Here is a 14,951-nt window from a genome sequence, read left to right on the forward strand (position 1 = left end):
CGCCGCGGCAAAAATGCGACTGACGGGATTCAGTTTTTCACCGATCTGCTTTTCCACAGAGTTTTCAGTCGCGTAGACAGCAAGCCACCACGACGAACGGATGACAATGAAATACGTCAGCACACGCGGGGAAGCCCCTGCACTCGGTTTCTCGGATACGGTTCTTACCGGGCTTGCCCGCGATGGCGGGCTTTATATTCCCAGCGAGTGGCCGCAATTCAGCGCGGCTGAAATCCGCGCCATGCGCGGCCTTGCCTATCCCGATCTCGCTATCCGGCTGCTGACGCCATTCCTCGGCGGCGAGATCGCAGCTCCGGCCTTCGAGCGCATCGTGCGTGAAGCCTATGCCACCTTCCGCCACGACGCGGTTTGCCCGCTGGTGCAGACCAATGCGAACACTTTCGTGCTGGAACTGTTCCACGGCCCGACGCTTGCCTTCAAGGACGTGGCGATGCAGTTCCTGGCCCGCTTGATGGATCACGTGCTCATAGAGCTCAACCACCGCGCCACGATCGTGGCGGCAACCTCGGGCGATACCGGTGGCGCTGCGATCGACGCCTTCGCCGGGCGCGACCGCACCGACATGTTCGTGCTTTTCCCGCATGGCCGCGTCTCGCCAGTCCAGCAGCGGCAGATGACAACCTCGACCGCTTCGAACGTCCATGCGCTCGCCGTCGAAGGAAATTTCGACGACTGCCAGGGTCTTCTGAAAGACATGTTCAACAACCCTGGTTTTCGCGACAGCGTTTCGCTGTCGGCGGTCAACTCGATCAACTGGGCGCGAATCATGGCCCAGATCGTGTATTATTTCTCGTCGGCGATTTCGCTTGGCGCGCCGGACCGCCCGGTGTCCTTCACCGTGCCGACCGGTAATTTCGGCGATATCTTCGCCGGTTACGCCGCCAAGCGCATGGGCCTGCCGATCGAGCGTCTGGTGATCGCCACCAACGACAACGACATCCTCGCCCGCACGCTTTCGACCGGCGAATACCGCACCACGGGCGTCGTCGCCACGACCTCGCCGTCGATGGACATCCAGGTGTCGTCCAACTTCGAGCGCCTGCTTTTCGAAACCTCAGACCGCGATGCAGGCACTGTCCGCCGCTATATGGCCGGCCTCAAGCAGTCGGGTGCATTCACCATCGACGCCGCTGCCCTTGCAAAGATCCGCGGCGAATTCGACGCCGGACGCGCGACGGTGGACGAGACCGCGGCAACGATCCGCGAGACGCTGAAGGCGAGCGGCTATCTGCTCGACCCGCATACGGCGACTGCCGTTCATGTCGCGAACAGCCAAAAGGGCGACGCACCGATGATCGTACTTGCCACTGCTCACCCCGCCAAGTTCCCCGCCGCCGTCGAAGCGGCGAGCGGTGTTGTCCCGCCCCTGCCTGCGTGGCTTGCGGGATTGATGGAACGCGAGGAAAAATACACGGTACTTCCATCCGAGCTTAAAATGGTGGAAGATCATATTAGCCGCCACGCACGGGCGGCGCGTTAGGGAGTAATATCTATATGGGTGTTGAGGTAAGCCGTCTGTCGAACGGCCTGACAGTCGCCACCGAAACCCTTCCAAGTATCGAATCTGTCGCATTGGGCGTCTGGGTCAAATCCGGGGCCCGCAACGAACGCGACGACGAGCATGGGATGGCCCACCTCCTCGAACACATGGCGTTCAAGGGGACCAAGAGGCGAAGCGCCTTTCAGATCGCTTCCGAAATCGAGAATGTCGGCGGCGAGATCAACGCCGCTACCAGCGTCGAGACAACCTCCTTCTATGCCCGCGTGCTCGCCGATGACGTGCCGCTGGCGATGGACCTGCTCTCAGATATCCTGACGGAATCGAAATTCGATCCGGAGGAACTGGAGCGCGAGCAGCACGTGATCCTGCAGGAGATCGGCGCAGCACACGACACGCCGGACGACGTCGTGTTCGACCACTTCACCGAGACGGCTTTCCGCCACCAGACGATAGGCCGCTCGATCCTCGGCACGCCCGAGACCGTCAAATCCTTCACCTCCGGCCAGTTGCACGCCTTCATGGAACGCCAGTATGGCGCGGACCAGATGGTGGTCGTGGCCGCCGGCGACGTGAAGCATGATGTCTTCGTCCGCGACGTCGAGCGACGGCTGGGCGGTTTCCGCGCCAAGTCCGACAGCGTCGTTCCGCAATATGCGCATTATGTCGGCGGCGACTACCGCGAACACCGCGACCTGCAGGATGCACAGATCGTGCTCGGCTTCGAAGGCCGCGCCTATCACGTCCGCGATTTCTACGCCTCGCAGGTCCTGTCGATGATTCTGGGCGGCGGCATGTCTTCGCGGCTGTTCCAGGAAGTGCGTGAAAAGCGCGGCCTGTGCTACTCGGTCTATGCCTTTCACTGGGGATTTTCTGACACCGGCATCTTCGGCGTTCATGCCGCGACCGGCGAAGGCGACATCGCCAAGCTCGTTCCCGTGATCATCAAGGAACTGGAGAGGGCCGGCGAGCACATCGGCCAGGACGAACTCGACCGCGCCCGCGCGCAATACCGCGCCGGCCTGATCATGTCGGGTGAAAGCGCCTCCAGCCGGGCTTCGCAGATCGCGCGTCAGATGCTGCTTTTCGGACGCCCCATCGCCAAGGAAGAGCTGATGGAGCGGCTTTCTGCGCTTACCGTCGATCGCCTCACGGATTTGTCGTCACGGCTGTTCTCGACCAAGCCGACGGTAACCGCCGTTGGACCGGTGGGCACGTTGCCGCCTTATGAAAGCATTCTCGACGCGCTTCCAAGACTCGACAGCGGTCTTCGCAAGCTGGCCGTCTGAGCCCTCGCAAAAGCGATGATCGCCTTTCCTTTTTTCCGCCGAGACTTTCCGGCGCTGAAAGGCGATCGCGTCAACCTGCGGGTGCCTGAGTCCGGCGACTACCGCGAGTGGGCGGCCCTGCGCGCGGAGAGCCGTGCCTTCCTCGAGCCATGGGAGCCGCGCTGGGCTTCCGACGAGCTCGAGCGGACCTCCTGGCGCGCACGGCTCAGCCGCTACCGTGAGGATTTCACCAATGGCAGCGCCGTCGCCTTCTTCATATTCGAGAATGCTTCCGGGCGGTTGATCGGTGGAATCACCATCGGCAACATCCGCCAGGGCGTCGCGCAGAGCGGGCAGATCGGTTACTGGGTGGGCGAGCGATACGCGGGAAAGGGCTACATGGTCGACGCCCTTCTTCTGCTCGTGCGTTTCGCTTTCGATACGCTGAGGTTGCACCGGATCGAGGCTGCCTGTATTCCCGAAAATTCGCGCTCCGTTCGTGTGCTTGAAAAAGCCGGATTTCAGCGTGAAGGACTTTTGCGATCCTATCTCAGGATCAATGGTAACTGGCAGGATCACTACCTCTACGCCCTGATCGCGGACGATCGGCTTGGCGTCAGGACGAAGGGCTGATTTTTGGCATATTCTCTGCGGATACGGCGCCTTGCGGCTTTTGTCCTAGCGGCAATCGTAAGCCTGTGCGCCATCTCGTCGGCATTCGCCATCGAGCCCATCAAGATCGCCCGCGACGATGTCGCGCTCGATCTTTCGGGCGCGGTCGAGATCTACCGGAATCAGGGTGAGAACTTTCAGGTCTCGACCGCCCCCGGCCCCGACGGCATCGTTCGGCGAATCGAGGTCGAGGCCAACAACAAGCGCTCCAGCGGCGACTGGGCGGTCTTCGCGCTCGCCAATACGACCGAGCAGCAGATCGACCGCCTGATCGTCGCACCGCATTTCCGCCTGGTGAACTCCGGCCTGTTCTGGCCCGACCTCGGCTCCAGCCGCATCACCGCGATCACGCCGAGCGAGGGCTTCGCGCTCGACCGGCAGGCGAGCCCTGACGCCGACGTATTCCTGGTGACGCTCAACCCCGGCACGGTCGTTACCTTCATCGCCGAGCTCGCCTCGCCGAAGCTGCCGCAGGTCTATCTCTGGGACCCCGAGCCCTACAAGGATTCGGTCAATTCCTATACGCTCTACCGCGGCATCGTCATCGGCATTTCAGGCCTGCTGGCGCTGTTCCTGACCATTCTTTTCGTCGTCAAGGGAACCTCGATGTTCCCGGCGACCGCAGCGCTTTCATGGGCGGTTCTTGCCTATATCTGCGTCGATTTCGGTTTCCTCAACAAGGTCATCGAGATATCGCCCGGCAATGAGCAGATATGGCGAGCCGGCACGGAGGTCGGCCTGGCAGCGACCTTCGTGGTGTTCCTCTTCGCCTACCTCAACCTGAACCGATGGCATGGCCATTTCAGTTACGGCGTCTTCGCCTGGATACTCGGACTGGTGCTGATTGCCGGCGTGGCGGTCATCGATCCGGCCGTGGCCGCCGGCATCGCGCGGCTATCCTTCGGCGCAACGGCACTCCTTGGCGTCGGCCTCATCGTCTATCTCGGCATACGCGGCTACGACCGCGCCATCATGCTGATCCCCAGCTGGGTCATGGTGCTCCTGTGGCTATGCGGATCGTGGATGGCGATCACCGGCATACTGGACAACGACGTCGTCCAGCCGGCGCTCGGCGGCGGCCTGATCCTTATCATCCTGTTGATCGGCTTCACCGTCATGCAACACGCTTTCGCCGGCGGCGCCCTGCATCAGGGGCTGTTCAGCGATCTTGAACGCCAGGCGCTGGCCGTGGCCGGTTCAGGCGATATCGTCTGGGACTGGGACGTGCTGCGCGACCGCGTGGTGACGCGCCCGGATGTCAGCCTGCAGCTCGGCCTTGCGCCCAACAGCCTTGGCGGCCCGGCCCGCAACTGGCTGCCCGTTCTGCACGCCGACGACCGCGACACGTTCCGCACCACGCTCGACGTCGTGCTGGAACACCGGCGCGGACGTGTGGCGCAGAATTTCCGCCTGCGCGGCGCCGATGGGCATTATCACTGGTTCTCGCTGCGCGCGCGCCCCGTTATCGGCTCGGACGGCGAAGTGATCCGCTGTGTCGGTACGCTCATCGACGTGACCGAGCAGAAGAAATCCGAGGAACGGCTGCTGCACGATGCCGTGCATGACAACCTCACCGGCCTGCCGAACCGCGAGCTGTTCATGAACCGGCTGGAGGCGATCATCTCGATCGCCAAGACCGAGGAGAAGGTTCGCCCGACCGTCTTCGTCATCGACATCGACCGCTTCAAGCATGTCAACGACAGCCTCGGCATCTCGGCAGGCGACACGATCCTGCTGACGATCGCAAGACGCCTGCACCGCATTCTCAAGCCAAAGGATTCGCTGTCGCGCTTTGCCGGCGACCAGTTCGCCCTGATGCTGCTTTCCGAGCAGGACCCGGCCCGCATCGCGGCGGTCGCCGATGCGATCAAGCAGGCGATCCGCTCGCCGATCACCTTCGCCAAGCGCGAGATCGTGCTGACGGCGTCCGTCGGCCTCATCACCTGGACGGAAGCCCAGGCTTCGGCCGAGGACATGGTCAAGGACGCCGAACTCGCCATGCACCAGGCCAAGCGCTTCGGCGGCGACCGCATCGAACCCTTCCGGCCCGCTTTCCGTTCGGTCGGCACGGACCGTCTGCAGCTCGAATCCGACCTGCGCCGCGCCGTCGAGCGCAAGGAGCTTACGCTCGCCTACCAGCCCATCGTGCGCCTGGAAGACCGTAGCGTCGCCGGTTTCGAAGCGCTGCTGCGCTGGGACCATCCCCGTCGCGGACAGATCCCGCCGTCGGATTTCATCCCGGTCGCCGAGAGCTGCGGCCTGATCGTTCAGCTCGGCCTGTTCGCCATGCAGCGCGCGGCGGAGGACCTTGCCGGCTGGCAGAAGCAGATCGGCGACGCGCCGCTTTCAGTGTCGGTGAACCTTTCCAGCCGCCAGCTCATTCGCCGCGACCTCGTCAGCGACGTGCGCTCGGTTATTGCGCGCGCCGGCCTCAAGGCACGCTGCTTCCGTCTCGAACTGACCGAATCGCTGGTGATGGACAATCCCGAACAGAGCGCCCATGTGCTGGCCAAGCTGAAGCAACTCGGCATCGGCCTGTCGCTGGATGATTTCGGCACCGGTTATTCGTCCCTCTCCTATCTCACGCGCTTTCCCTTCGACACCATCAAGATCGACAAGAGCTTCCTCGACGATTCTTCGCCCAAGCGCTCGGTGCTGCTGAAATCCATGGTCAACATGGCGCATGAGCTTGGCATGTCGGTGGTCGCCGAAGGCATCGCCGACGAGAACGACGCGCTGCAACTGCGCCAGATGGGCTGCGAATATGTCCAGAGCTATATGTTCGGCGCGCCGATACCCGGCGATTCCGTCCTGAAGCTGTTGAAAGAGCAGTACCCGGTCGCTCAGGCGTGACCGGCGTCCTGGCTGAGATGGGCCAGATCGACGCCGATAGAGGCCAGCACGCGATCATATTTGCGATCGATATCCCCGTCGAAGAGGAACTCCGGCTTGGCCGGGCAGGTCAGCCAGCCGTTCTGGGCGATCTCGCTTTCGAGCTGACCGGCACCCCAGCCGGCATAGCCTAGCACCATCAGCGCATGGCGCGGCCCCCTGCCCGACGAGATCGCGCGCAGGATATCGACGGTTGCCGTGAGGCAAATATCCTCCGACACCGGCAGCGAGGATTCGACCTTGTAGTCGTCGGTGTGGAGCACGAAGCCGCGGCTGCGGTCGACCGGGCCGCCATTGCGCACGACGAAATCGCGCGCCGACGGAGGCAGGCGTATCGCCTCCTGCTGGTCGAGAATGCCGAGTTGCACCAGAAGGTCGGGGAACAGCAATTGCTGCGACTGGTTTATGATGAGGCCCATCGCGCCCTCGTCGCTGTGGGCGCAGACATAAATCACGGTGCGCGCGAACCTTTCATCCTTCATCCCCGGCATGGCGATGAGGAACTGGTCATCGAGAAATCCACGTTTCTCTGCACCTTTTTTTTGTCGCAACAGGTCCATGCGAGAAAAGTAACGCGTTTTCGACACGCTTGAAAGATACGCCTTAGGCCAATGTTGAAAGATGCAGGGCGTGGCCTCACGCAAAAATGATGGTGGCGAAAGGATGAGCCGGTTGCGTAACGCCATCCGCAAGGTCAAATCGCAGACATGAAAAGCACGAAAGTCGCAGCAATCGGCCTGCTTGCCATCGCACTCGGCTCGGCGCCTGCGCTGGCATCCTCCACCGACTGGTTCGAAACTCAGGGCGGCAGGGTGCGGCTCGTCACCTCCGGCAAGCCGGACGCAAACGGCCAGCTTCACGGCATCCTCGACATCGATCTCGATCCGGGCTGGAAGACCTACTGGCGCGACCCCGGCGACGCAGGCGTGCCGCCGCAGCTCGATATCAGTGCCAGCACCAACATTTCGAGCGCGGAATTCGACTTCCCCGTCCCGCAGCACCACGATGACGGCTATTCGAAATGGGCCGGATATGACCAGTCGGTCGCGCTGCCGATCACCTTTCATCTCAAGGCGGCAGGTGAGCCGGCGATGATCGACGCTCACGTTTTCCTCGGCATATGCGAAACGATCTGCATACCGGTCAGCACGAAGCTGGTGCTGGACCCTACCAATGATCCCGACAATGCCGACGATGCCGCCCTCGTATCGGCCGCACAGGAGGCATTGCCCGCCGCCGAGCAGCCCGGTTTCAACGTGAAGATCGTTAGCAAGGACGAAAAGAGCCTGCTCGTGGAAGCGAGCTTTCCCGGCAATCCGACGTCAGCCGATTTCTTCATCGCGGGTGAGAATGGCTATTCCTTCGCTGCGCCCAAGCGCGTGGAAAAGGACGGCAAGACGCTGTTTTCAGTCGAGATATTGAATCGCCCCGCACAGGTACCGGCCGAGGGCGGATTACACTATACGCTGGTTTCTGACGCCGGTTCCGTCAGCGGCATCCTGCCCTATATGTAACCTCTGAGGACTTCGAAATCGCCTCCCGGCGATTGCCTCAGAGACGATAAGTCGATACCCAATCTCCCGAACCTTAACCGGACAAAGCGAGAAGACTTCATGACGATTTCCGTTGGCGACAAACTGCCCGAAGCGACCTTCAAGACGATGACCTCCGACGGCGCCAAGGCCCTGACCACCGCCGAGATTTTTGCCGGCAAGAAGGTCGTTCTGTTCGGCGTGCCGGGTGCCTTCACCCCCACCTGCTCCAACAACCATCTGCCGGGCTATCTGGAAAACCACGACGCGATCATCTCGCGCGGCGTCGACACCATCGCCGTCGTTGCGGTCAACGATCATTTCGTCATGGGCGCATGGGCAAATTTCACCGGCGGCGAAGGCAAGATTCTTTATCTGGCTGACGGCAATGGCGACTTCGTCCGCGCGGCCGGCCTCGAAGCCGACCTCAGCGCTGGCGGGCTCGGCATTCGCTCGAAGCGTTTTTCGATGATCGTCGATAACGGCAAGGTAACGGCGCTCAACATCGAAGACTCGCCCGGCCAGGCCGTCGAATCCGGTGCTGCCAAGCTTCTCGAACAGCTCTGATCAGAACCGGCCGGATGCGCGGTAACACCGCGCATCCGGTCAATTTTCTGTTGTTACAAGCTATTTCTTGAACGGCGCCATGCCCAAGCGGGCGAGCTCGTCAGCGCGCTCGTTTTCCTCGTGGCCGGCATGGCCCTTGACCCAGTGCCACGTCACCTTGTGACGCTTGTTTGCCTCGTCCAGCGCCTGCCATAGCTCGCCGTTCTTCACCGGCTTCTTGTCGGCGGTCTTCCAGCCGTTCTTCTTCCAGCCGTGAATCCATTTCGAGATGCCGTCCATCACATATTTGCTATCGGTGTGAAGGTCGACCGTGCACGGTTCCTTCAGCGCATTCAGCGCCGAAATCGCCGCCATCAGTTCCATGCGGTTGTTGGTCGTATCCGCTTCGCCGCCGGAAAGCTCCTTGGTCTTGCCGTTGAAGCGCAGGATGGCACCCCAGCCGCCGGGACCCGGATTGCCCGAGCAGGCGCCGTCGGTGAAAACTTCGACTGATTTGTTCATTTCAACCCATATTCGGACGCGGAATTGATCTGGCGGTGGAACCGCACCTTGCGGATGAATTCCATCGGATCGCGCTTCTGGACCAGCGCGCCGTCGGGAATGGTCAGCCAGTCATAAAGCCGCGTCAGCATGAAGCGAAGTGCAGCACCCCGCGCCAGAATTGGCAGCGCCTGCTTTTCCGCATCGCTCAGCGGCCGCACCGCCTGATAGGCTGCCAGCAATGCCGTGCCCTTGGTGAGATTGAAGGAACCGTCCTTCTCGAAGCACCAGGCATTCAGGCAGATCGCCACATCATAGGCGTAGAGGTCGTTGCAGGCGAAATAGAAGTCGATCAGCCCCGAGAGCTTCTCGCCGAGAAAGAAGACATTATCGGGAAACAGATCGGCATGGATGACACCTGCAGGCAGGTCCTTTGGCCAATTGCGCTCGAACGCAGCGAAGTCCGCGTCAACTTCAGCCGCCAGCCCTTTTTCGACTTCGTCGGCGCGGTCGTGCGATCCTTCCCACAGCTTGCGCCAGCCGGCGATGTCGAGCGCGTTTGGCCTCTTCAGCGGGAAATCCACGCCGGCGACATGCAGGCTTGCCAGTGCAGTGCCCACTTCGCGGCAATGGGCCGCCGTCGGGCGGCGCATCCACATGCCTTCGAGGAAGGTGATGACCGCCGCCGTACGGCCAGCCAGCGCGCCGGTGACGCTGCCGTCACGCCGATGCACCGGCAGCGGGCAGGAAATGCCCTTTCCGGCCAGATGCTCCATTAAGCCGAGGAAGAACGGCAAGTCGCCCTTGTCGACCCGCTTCTCATAGAGGGTGAGAATGTAGGAGCCGCTCGACGTGTGCAGCAGGAAGTTCGAGTTCTCGGAGCCTTCCGCGATGCCCTTGTAGGACAGAAGGTCGCCGATCGAATATTCCTTCAGAAACGCGCCGAGCTCGTTTTCGGAAACGTCCGTATAGACTGCCATCATACGGTTCCGTTGACGAAGGCCATGTCCGACGGGGTCAGCTTCATGTCACGCAGCACACTCATTACCGGGAAATTCTCCGTTTCCGTCGCCGTTATCGCCAGGTCCACCTTCACGTCGAAACGGGCGCGGAAGGCGTCGATGATCTCGTCGACGATGATCTCCGGCGCGGACGCTCCCGCCGACAGGCCCAAAGTCGAAATGCCGGCGATGTCATCCCACGGAATTTCGGAGGCGCGCTGCACGAGAAGCGACATTTTCGCACCGGCGCGTTCCGCAACCTCGACAAGGCGCTTGGAGTTCGAGGAATTCGGCGCGCCGACAACGAGGAAAAGATCGGCGCCGGACGCGGTTTCCTTCACCGCTTCCTGGCGGTTGGTGGTGGCGTAGCAGATCGATTCGGCCGAAGGCGCCATCATCGCCGGGAACCTGTCTTGCAGCGCGCGAATGAGGCCGGCGGTATCCTCGACAGACAAAGTCGTCTGGGTGACGAAGCCGAGCGCTTCGGGATCACTAGGGACAAAGGCTGCGACATCGGCCTCGGTCTCGATCAGCGTTACCGAACCTTCCGGCAGTTGCCCCATCGTGCCGATGACTTCCGGGTGACCGCCATGGCCGATCAGCAGCACGTGGCGGCCGAGGCGCTGGTGGCGCATGGCCTGCTTGTGGACTTTCGAAACCAGCGGGCATGTCGCGTCGAGATAGAAGAGGTTGCGCGCCTGCGCATCCTCCGGCACCGATTTCGGCACGCCATGGGCCGAAAACACCACCGGGCATTCGCGATGCTCGGCGGGGATTTCGTCCAGTTCCTCGATGAAGACCGCGCCGAGATTCTGCAGGCCTTCGACGACGTAGCGGTTGTGTACGATCTCGTGGCGGACATAGACCGGCGCACCGTATTTTTTCAACGCCAGCACCACGATCTGGATGGCGCGGTCGACGCCGGCGCAGAATCCGCGCGGCTGGCAGAGCCGGATGGTGAGTGGCGGCTTGGATGAGATTTCAGGCATGGCGTCCGGTCTGTTTGTTAGTGCCGAAATGATGTCTGCACCCACCCTCTGTCAAGGCCGGCGATGCTATTAGCCGCGCCGGGAGCGCCATAGAAACACGCCGAGCACGCCGGCAAGGGCCGCCGCCAGCCCGTACCAGGTGACGGCATATTCGAGATGGCTGTTGGGCAGGTCGATCATGGTCACGCCACCGACCGGCAGTCCGCCGGGGTTGGGCGTCTTGTCGGCGTCGATGAAGAAGGGCACGAGTGCCACACCTGTCTCCAGCCCGGCGCTGGCCGCCATCACGTCGCGGTCCTTCCAGTAGAAGACGTTCTTGGCGATATCATTGTCCGGGACCATCGAGGACGGTTTTCCCGGCAGCGGGTTACGGGCAAGCCCCGTCACCGTCACCTCACCGGAGACCTGACCGGCAGTCCGCTTCGCAGCATCCTTCAGATCATAGGGCACAAAGCCGCGATTGATGAAGACTGCACGGCCGTCGGCAAGCTTCAGCGGCGTATAGACGTAAAAGCCGGAATCGCCCTCATAGGTGGCGAAGAAATGCCGCTCGCCTTCATGCATGAACCGACCACTGACCGTCACCGGCCAGTAATCGACGTCGCCGCCCTCGGCGAATTTCTTCTCGATGTCGGCCAGCGGCAGCGGCACTGAGTGGATGCGCTGGTCGATGGTCGCCAGCAGCGCTTCCTTCCAGTGCAGCCGCTGGACCTGCCAAGTGCCGAGGCCGATCAGCACGGCGAAAGCCACCAAGCCAAGGACCAATGCAAGCAATCGTGCCGGCCTGCTCGCACGGAAACCGGATACAGCAGAACCGCTCATTCCGGCTGATCCATGCGCCCTTCGGCAGCCTTGTTGCGGTATTGCAGTGTGATCAGCACGCCCTTGATCAACCGCAGCGCAGTGAGGCTGAGTATGATCGTCAGCGGTATCCACAGCAGGAAATGCAGCCACAGCGGTGGGTTGTAGGTAACCTCCATCCACAGTGCCGAGCCGACGACGATGAAGCCGATGATCAGGATGACGAACACCGCCGGGCCATCGCCGGCATCGGCGAAGGAATAATCGAGCCGGCAGGTGTCGCAGCGTGGGGCGACCGTCAGGAAACTGGAGAATAGCCTTCCCTCACCGCAGCGCGGGCAGCGCCCCTTGAGACCCGCCGCGATCGGTTCAACCGGCGGCCAGAGCGCCTGATCTTCATGTGTGGGCTGGGTCATGGATCTGTCTCTATCGAGGAAAGCGGGCCGGCGAAGTCCGAACCGATCTTTGCTCCGTCATTGCGCCAGAAAAGCGGAAGGCGGCCGTGCTGCCACGACCGCCTTCCAATAACACGATATGTTGCCTCAGTGGCCGTGAGCGATCGTCGCGCCTACGGATGCCCAGACATAGATCGAGGCGAACAGGAACAGCCAGACGACGTCGACGAAGTGCCAGTACCACGCGGCGGCCTCGAAGCCGAAATGCTGCTTCGGCGTGAAGTCGCCCTTCATCGCACGGATCAGGCAGACGAGCAGGAAGATCGTGCCGATGATGACGTGGAAGCCGTGGAAACCGGTCGCCATGAAGAAGGTCGCGCCGTAGATCGAGTCGTGGAAGGTGAATGGTGCGTGGATGTATTCGTAGGCCTGAACGAAGGAGAACAGCACGCCGAGGCCAACCGTCAGCGCCAGGCCGTTGATCAGGCCCTTGCGGTCGCCATGGATCAGCGCGTGGTGCGCCCAGGTGACCGTCGTGCCGGACAGCAGCAGGATGATGGTGTTGTAGAGCGGCAGGTGGAAAGGATCGAGGACCTCGATGCCCTTGGGCGGCCAGACGCCACCGGTGAACTCCGCGCGGGCAACCTGATGGACCTCGTTGGGGAACAGACTGGCATCGAAGAACGCCCAGAACCATGCCACGAAGAACATCACCTCCGAGGCGATGAACATGATCATGCCGTAGCGCAGGTGCAGCGACACGACGCGGGTGTGGTGGCCCTCATGCGCTTCCTTGATGGTGTCGCTCCACCAGCCATACATCGTGTAGACGACAATCGCGAGCCCGAAGGCGAAAATAAAATAGCGGCTCTCAGCGAGGTTGAAGCCGAAGAACGGGAAGTTGCCCTGCTTCAGATACTGCATCCAGGCAACGCCGCCGATCGCCATGAGGAGCGCACCGAGCGAGCCCAGAAACGGCCATTGGCTCGGAGCAATGATGTGATAGTCGTGATTCGGTTTTGCGTGCGCGTCAGCCATGTCAGCCCCCGAGGTTTCCGTCGGTATTGTCGTTGGTCTTGATTGGTCCAGCTTGCGGCGCTGCCGCAACCGGCTTTACCCCCTCTATGGGGAAAAAGGTATAGGAAAGCGTGATCGTCTTCACGTCCTTCAGTTCCGGCACGTTGACGATGTCGGGATCGACATAGAAAACGACCGGCATGTCGAGCGTCTCGCCCGGCTTCAACGTCGTATCGGTGAAGCAGAAGCACTCGACCTTGTTGAAATAGGCGCCTGCCAGCTCCGGCGTGACGTTGAAGGTCGCTCGGCCGTAGGTCGGCTTGTCGAACATGTTCGCCGCCGTGTAGTGGGCCTGCGCCGTCTCGCCGATTCTGATCGTCATGTCGCGCGCCACCGGCTGGAATTTCCACGGCAGGCCGCCGGTCGTGTTGGCGTCGAAGCGGATCGTCACCTTCTGGTCGAGGACGCGGTCGGAATACTGGTCGACGCGCTGCGTCGTGCCGCCATAGCCGGTCACCTTGCAGAACATCGCGTAGAGCGGCACGGCGGCATAGGCCATGCCGATCATGCCGGCGAAAAAGGCAGCGCAGACGCCTGCGACCACCTTGTTGGATTTCTGCGTCTTCGGATCGACCAGTGTTTCGCGATTCATTCGGTCCTCACAGCGCACGGTCGAGGATTGCGGGGCCGAACTTTATGATCGTCGAGACGTAGAAGATGACCACAAGCACGGCGAGCCCGAGGCCGATGGCGATCGAGCGGCTGCGGCGCGCCTTCTTCTGCTTGTCGGTCAGCGTCACCAGTTCGTTCTCGATCATGACAACACTCCCGAAGCCAGCGTGCGTTCGACGACGCTGTCGGCCAGATAGGCAGCGAAGATGACGAAGAGATAGAGCAGCGAATAGGCAAACAGCGCCTTGGCCGGCTTCATGACGCGATCGCTGTCGGGCATGACCAGAACCTTCCAAGCATACCAGATGAAGCCGATGCCGAGCGCGGTGGCGACAACGCCGTAACCGGCGGTCGTGAAGCCGAAGGCCCAGGGCAGCATGCCGATGGGGGCAAGAAGCAGTGAATAGGCGAAGATCTGCTTGCGGGTCGAAGCCTCACCGGCAACGTTCGGCATCATCGGGATGCCGGCGCGGCCGTAATCCTGCGACTTGAACAGCGCCAGCGCCCAGAAATGCGGCGGCGTCCAGAGGAAAATGATCAGGAACAGGACGACGCTCTCGAGGCTGACCGAACCGGTCGCGGCGGCCCAGCCGATCATCGGCGGGAAAGCGCCGGCAGCACCGCCGATGACGATGTTCTGAGGCGTCGAGCGCTTCAGCCACATCGTGTAGACGACGGCGTAGAAGAATATCGTGAAGGCAAGCAGTGCGGCCGACAGCCAGTTGACCAGCACGCCCAGCGTCATCACCGAAAGCGCCGACAGGATCAGGCCGAAGACCAGCGCCTCGCCCGGCAGCACGCGGCCGGACGGTACGGGCCGGGTTGCGGTGCGGGTCATGACCGCATCGATATCCGCGTCGTACCACATGTTCAAAGCGCCGGAAGCGCCCGCACCGATGGCGATCGCCAGGATGGCGACGACGGCGATGAAAGGATTGATCGAAACCGGAGCAGCAACGAGGCCGACGAATGCCGTGAACACGACAAGCGACATCACGCGCGGCTTGAGCAGCTCGATGAAGTCGTGGGCGGTCGCTTCCGACATGCGAAAGCCTCCGTCATCCAGCGTGTTCTTGTCAACCAGGGCCATGCCTACGCAGTCCACTCTTTCGGTTTGGCCGAAACCGCCGGCGAGCAGCGGTTCCG

16 protein-coding genes are annotated in these 14,951 nt (G+C 61.9%); 6 read left to right on the forward strand and 10 right to left on the reverse strand.

Going from position 1 to position 14,951, the window contains the following annotated elements:
* The first annotated feature begins 106 nt into the window (after positions 1-106).
* From thrC to WBQ96_RS05195, 4 genes are read left to right on the forward strand one after another with little or no spacing between them, the layout of a single operon-like run.
* On the forward strand, positions 107-1,501 hold the full coding sequence (gene thrC, locus WBQ96_RS05180; RefSeq protein ID WP_336547990.1) for a threonine synthase: 1,395 nt from the start codon (positions 107-109) through the stop codon (positions 1,499-1,501).
* Positions 1,502-1,515: 14 nt separating this feature from the next.
* Positions 1,516-2,808, forward strand: coding sequence for a M16 family metallopeptidase (locus WBQ96_RS05185; RefSeq protein ID WP_336547993.1), 1,293 nt, complete (start codon positions 1,516-1,518; stop codon positions 2,806-2,808).
* A 15-nt stretch (positions 2,809-2,823) separates the two neighbouring features.
* Positions 2,824-3,420: a GNAT family N-acetyltransferase gene (locus tag WBQ96_RS05190; protein ID WP_336547995.1), complete on the forward strand. Its 597-nt coding sequence runs from the start codon at positions 2,824-2,826 to the stop codon at positions 3,418-3,420.
* 3 nt (positions 3,421-3,423) lie between these two features.
* Entirely contained in the window at positions 3,424-6,312 is a 2,889-nt protein-coding gene (locus tag WBQ96_RS05195; protein ID WP_165115163.1) for an EAL domain-containing protein, read from the forward strand.
* On the opposite strand, the gene WBQ96_RS05200 is transcribed toward WBQ96_RS05195, so the two are convergent.
* The gene (locus WBQ96_RS05200) at positions 6,303-6,911 is read right to left on the reverse strand and encodes a YqgE/AlgH family protein (RefSeq protein WP_165115682.1); all 609 of its coding nucleotides are present in this window, start codon (positions 6,909-6,911) and stop codon (positions 6,303-6,305) included. The two genes, WBQ96_RS05195 and WBQ96_RS05200, sit on opposite strands and share 10 nt — an antisense overlap.
* Positions 6,912-7,058: 147 nt before the next feature.
* Between WBQ96_RS05200 and WBQ96_RS05205 the strand changes: the two genes are divergently transcribed.
* Positions 7,059-7,865: a protein-disulfide reductase DsbD domain-containing protein gene (locus WBQ96_RS05205; protein WP_336547997.1), complete on the forward strand. Its 807-nt coding sequence runs from the start codon at positions 7,059-7,061 to the stop codon at positions 7,863-7,865.
* 99 nt (positions 7,866-7,964) lie between these two features.
* Positions 7,965-8,450 (forward strand): peroxiredoxin, encoded by a 486-nt coding sequence (locus WBQ96_RS05210; RefSeq protein WP_336547999.1) that lies wholly within the window; start codon positions 7,965-7,967, stop codon positions 8,448-8,450.
* 60 nt (positions 8,451-8,510) lie between these two features.
* On the opposite strand, the gene rnhA is transcribed toward WBQ96_RS05210, so the two are convergent.
* The 9 genes from rnhA to WBQ96_RS05255 all read right to left on the reverse strand — a co-directional run bounded on the left by rnhA (position 8,511) and on the right by WBQ96_RS05255 (position 14,895).
* The gene (gene rnhA / locus WBQ96_RS05215; protein WP_336548001.1) at positions 8,511-8,951 is read right to left on the reverse strand and encodes a ribonuclease HI; all 441 of its coding nucleotides are present in this window, start codon (positions 8,949-8,951) and stop codon (positions 8,511-8,513) included.
* Positions 8,948-9,910 (reverse strand): homoserine kinase, encoded by a 963-nt coding sequence (locus WBQ96_RS05220; RefSeq protein WP_165115155.1) that lies wholly within the window; start codon positions 9,908-9,910, stop codon positions 8,948-8,950. Before WBQ96_RS05220 ends, rnhA begins: the two co-directional genes overlap by 4 nt.
* Positions 9,910-10,920, reverse strand: coding sequence for a 4-hydroxy-3-methylbut-2-enyl diphosphate reductase (gene ispH, locus WBQ96_RS05225; protein ID WP_336548004.1), 1,011 nt, complete (start codon positions 10,918-10,920; stop codon positions 9,910-9,912). Before ispH ends, WBQ96_RS05220 begins: the two co-directional genes overlap by 1 nt.
* A 69-nt stretch (positions 10,921-10,989) precedes the next feature.
* A complete protein-coding gene (locus WBQ96_RS05230; RefSeq protein WP_336548006.1) occupies positions 10,990-11,742 on the reverse strand; it encodes an SURF1 family protein in 753 nt (250 codons plus the stop codon).
* Positions 11,739-12,137, reverse strand: a complete 399-nt coding sequence (locus WBQ96_RS05235) for a DUF983 domain-containing protein (protein WP_336548007.1) — start codon at positions 12,135-12,137, stop codon at positions 11,739-11,741. The genes WBQ96_RS05230 and WBQ96_RS05235 overlap by 4 nt, the downstream gene beginning before the upstream one ends.
* Positions 12,138-12,263: 126 nt before the next feature.
* A complete protein-coding gene (locus WBQ96_RS05240; protein ID WP_336548009.1) occupies positions 12,264-13,154 on the reverse strand; it encodes a cytochrome c oxidase subunit 3 in 891 nt (296 codons plus the stop codon).
* 1 nt (position 13,155) lies between these two features.
* Positions 13,156-13,785, reverse strand: coding sequence for a cytochrome c oxidase assembly protein (locus tag WBQ96_RS05245; protein WP_336548011.1), 630 nt, complete (start codon positions 13,783-13,785; stop codon positions 13,156-13,158).
* A 7-nt stretch (positions 13,786-13,792) separates the two neighbouring features.
* Entirely contained in the window at positions 13,793-13,951 is a 159-nt protein-coding gene (locus WBQ96_RS05250; protein WP_336548013.1) for a hypothetical protein, read from the reverse strand.
* The gene (locus tag WBQ96_RS05255) at positions 13,948-14,895 is read right to left on the reverse strand and encodes a heme o synthase (protein ID WP_336548015.1); all 948 of its coding nucleotides are present in this window, start codon (positions 14,893-14,895) and stop codon (positions 13,948-13,950) included. Before WBQ96_RS05255 ends, WBQ96_RS05250 begins: the two co-directional genes overlap by 4 nt.
* Between the last annotated feature and the right edge of the window lie 56 nt (positions 14,896-14,951).

It is taken from the genome of Mesorhizobium sp. CCNWLY176 (genome assembly GCF_037153935.1).
GTDB lineage: Bacteria > Pseudomonadota > Alphaproteobacteria > Rhizobiales > Rhizobiaceae > Mesorhizobium_M > Mesorhizobium_M zhangyense.

Bases quoted from the DNA above. Each gene is read 5' to 3' on its own strand.
- WBQ96_RS05230 (WP_336548006.1), bottom strand. From the start codon at position 11,742: ATGAGCGGTTCTGCTGTATCCGGTTTCCGTGCGAGCAGGCCGGCACGA.
- thrC (WP_336547990.1), top strand. From the start codon at position 107: ATGAAATACGTCAGCACACGCGGGGAAGCCCCTGCACTCGGTTTCTCG.
- WBQ96_RS05245 (WP_336548011.1), bottom strand. From the start codon at position 13,785: ATGAATCGCGAAACACTGGTCGATCCGAAGACGCAGAAATCCAACAAG.
- WBQ96_RS05255 (WP_336548015.1), bottom strand. From the start codon at position 14,895: ATGGCCCTGGTTGACAAGAACACGCTGGATGACGGAGGCTTTCGCATG.
- WBQ96_RS05210 (WP_336547999.1), top strand. From the start codon at position 7,965: ATGACGATTTCCGTTGGCGACAAACTGCCCGAAGCGACCTTCAAGACG.
- ispH (WP_336548004.1), bottom strand. From the start codon at position 10,920: ATGCCTGAAATCTCATCCAAGCCGCCACTCACCATCCGGCTCTGCCAG.
- WBQ96_RS05220 (WP_165115155.1), bottom strand. From the start codon at position 9,910: ATGGCAGTCTATACGGACGTTTCCGAAAACGAGCTCGGCGCGTTTCTG.
- WBQ96_RS05235 (WP_336548007.1), bottom strand. From the start codon at position 12,137: ATGACCCAGCCCACACATGAAGATCAGGCGCTCTGGCCGCCGGTTGAA.
- WBQ96_RS05190 (WP_336547995.1), top strand. From the start codon at position 2,824: ATGATCGCCTTTCCTTTTTTCCGCCGAGACTTTCCGGCGCTGAAAGGC.
- WBQ96_RS05250 (WP_336548013.1), bottom strand. From the start codon at position 13,951: ATGATCGAGAACGAACTGGTGACGCTGACCGACAAGCAGAAGAAGGCG.
- WBQ96_RS05200 (WP_165115682.1), bottom strand. From the start codon at position 6,911: ATGGACCTGTTGCGACAAAAAAAAGGTGCAGAGAAACGTGGATTTCTC.
- WBQ96_RS05240 (WP_336548009.1), bottom strand. From the start codon at position 13,154: ATGGCTGACGCGCACGCAAAACCGAATCACGACTATCACATCATTGCT.
- WBQ96_RS05185 (WP_336547993.1), top strand. From the start codon at position 1,516: ATGGGTGTTGAGGTAAGCCGTCTGTCGAACGGCCTGACAGTCGCCACC.
- rnhA (WP_336548001.1), bottom strand. From the start codon at position 8,951: ATGAACAAATCAGTCGAAGTTTTCACCGACGGCGCCTGCTCGGGCAAT.
- WBQ96_RS05205 (WP_336547997.1), top strand. From the start codon at position 7,059: ATGAAAAGCACGAAAGTCGCAGCAATCGGCCTGCTTGCCATCGCACTC.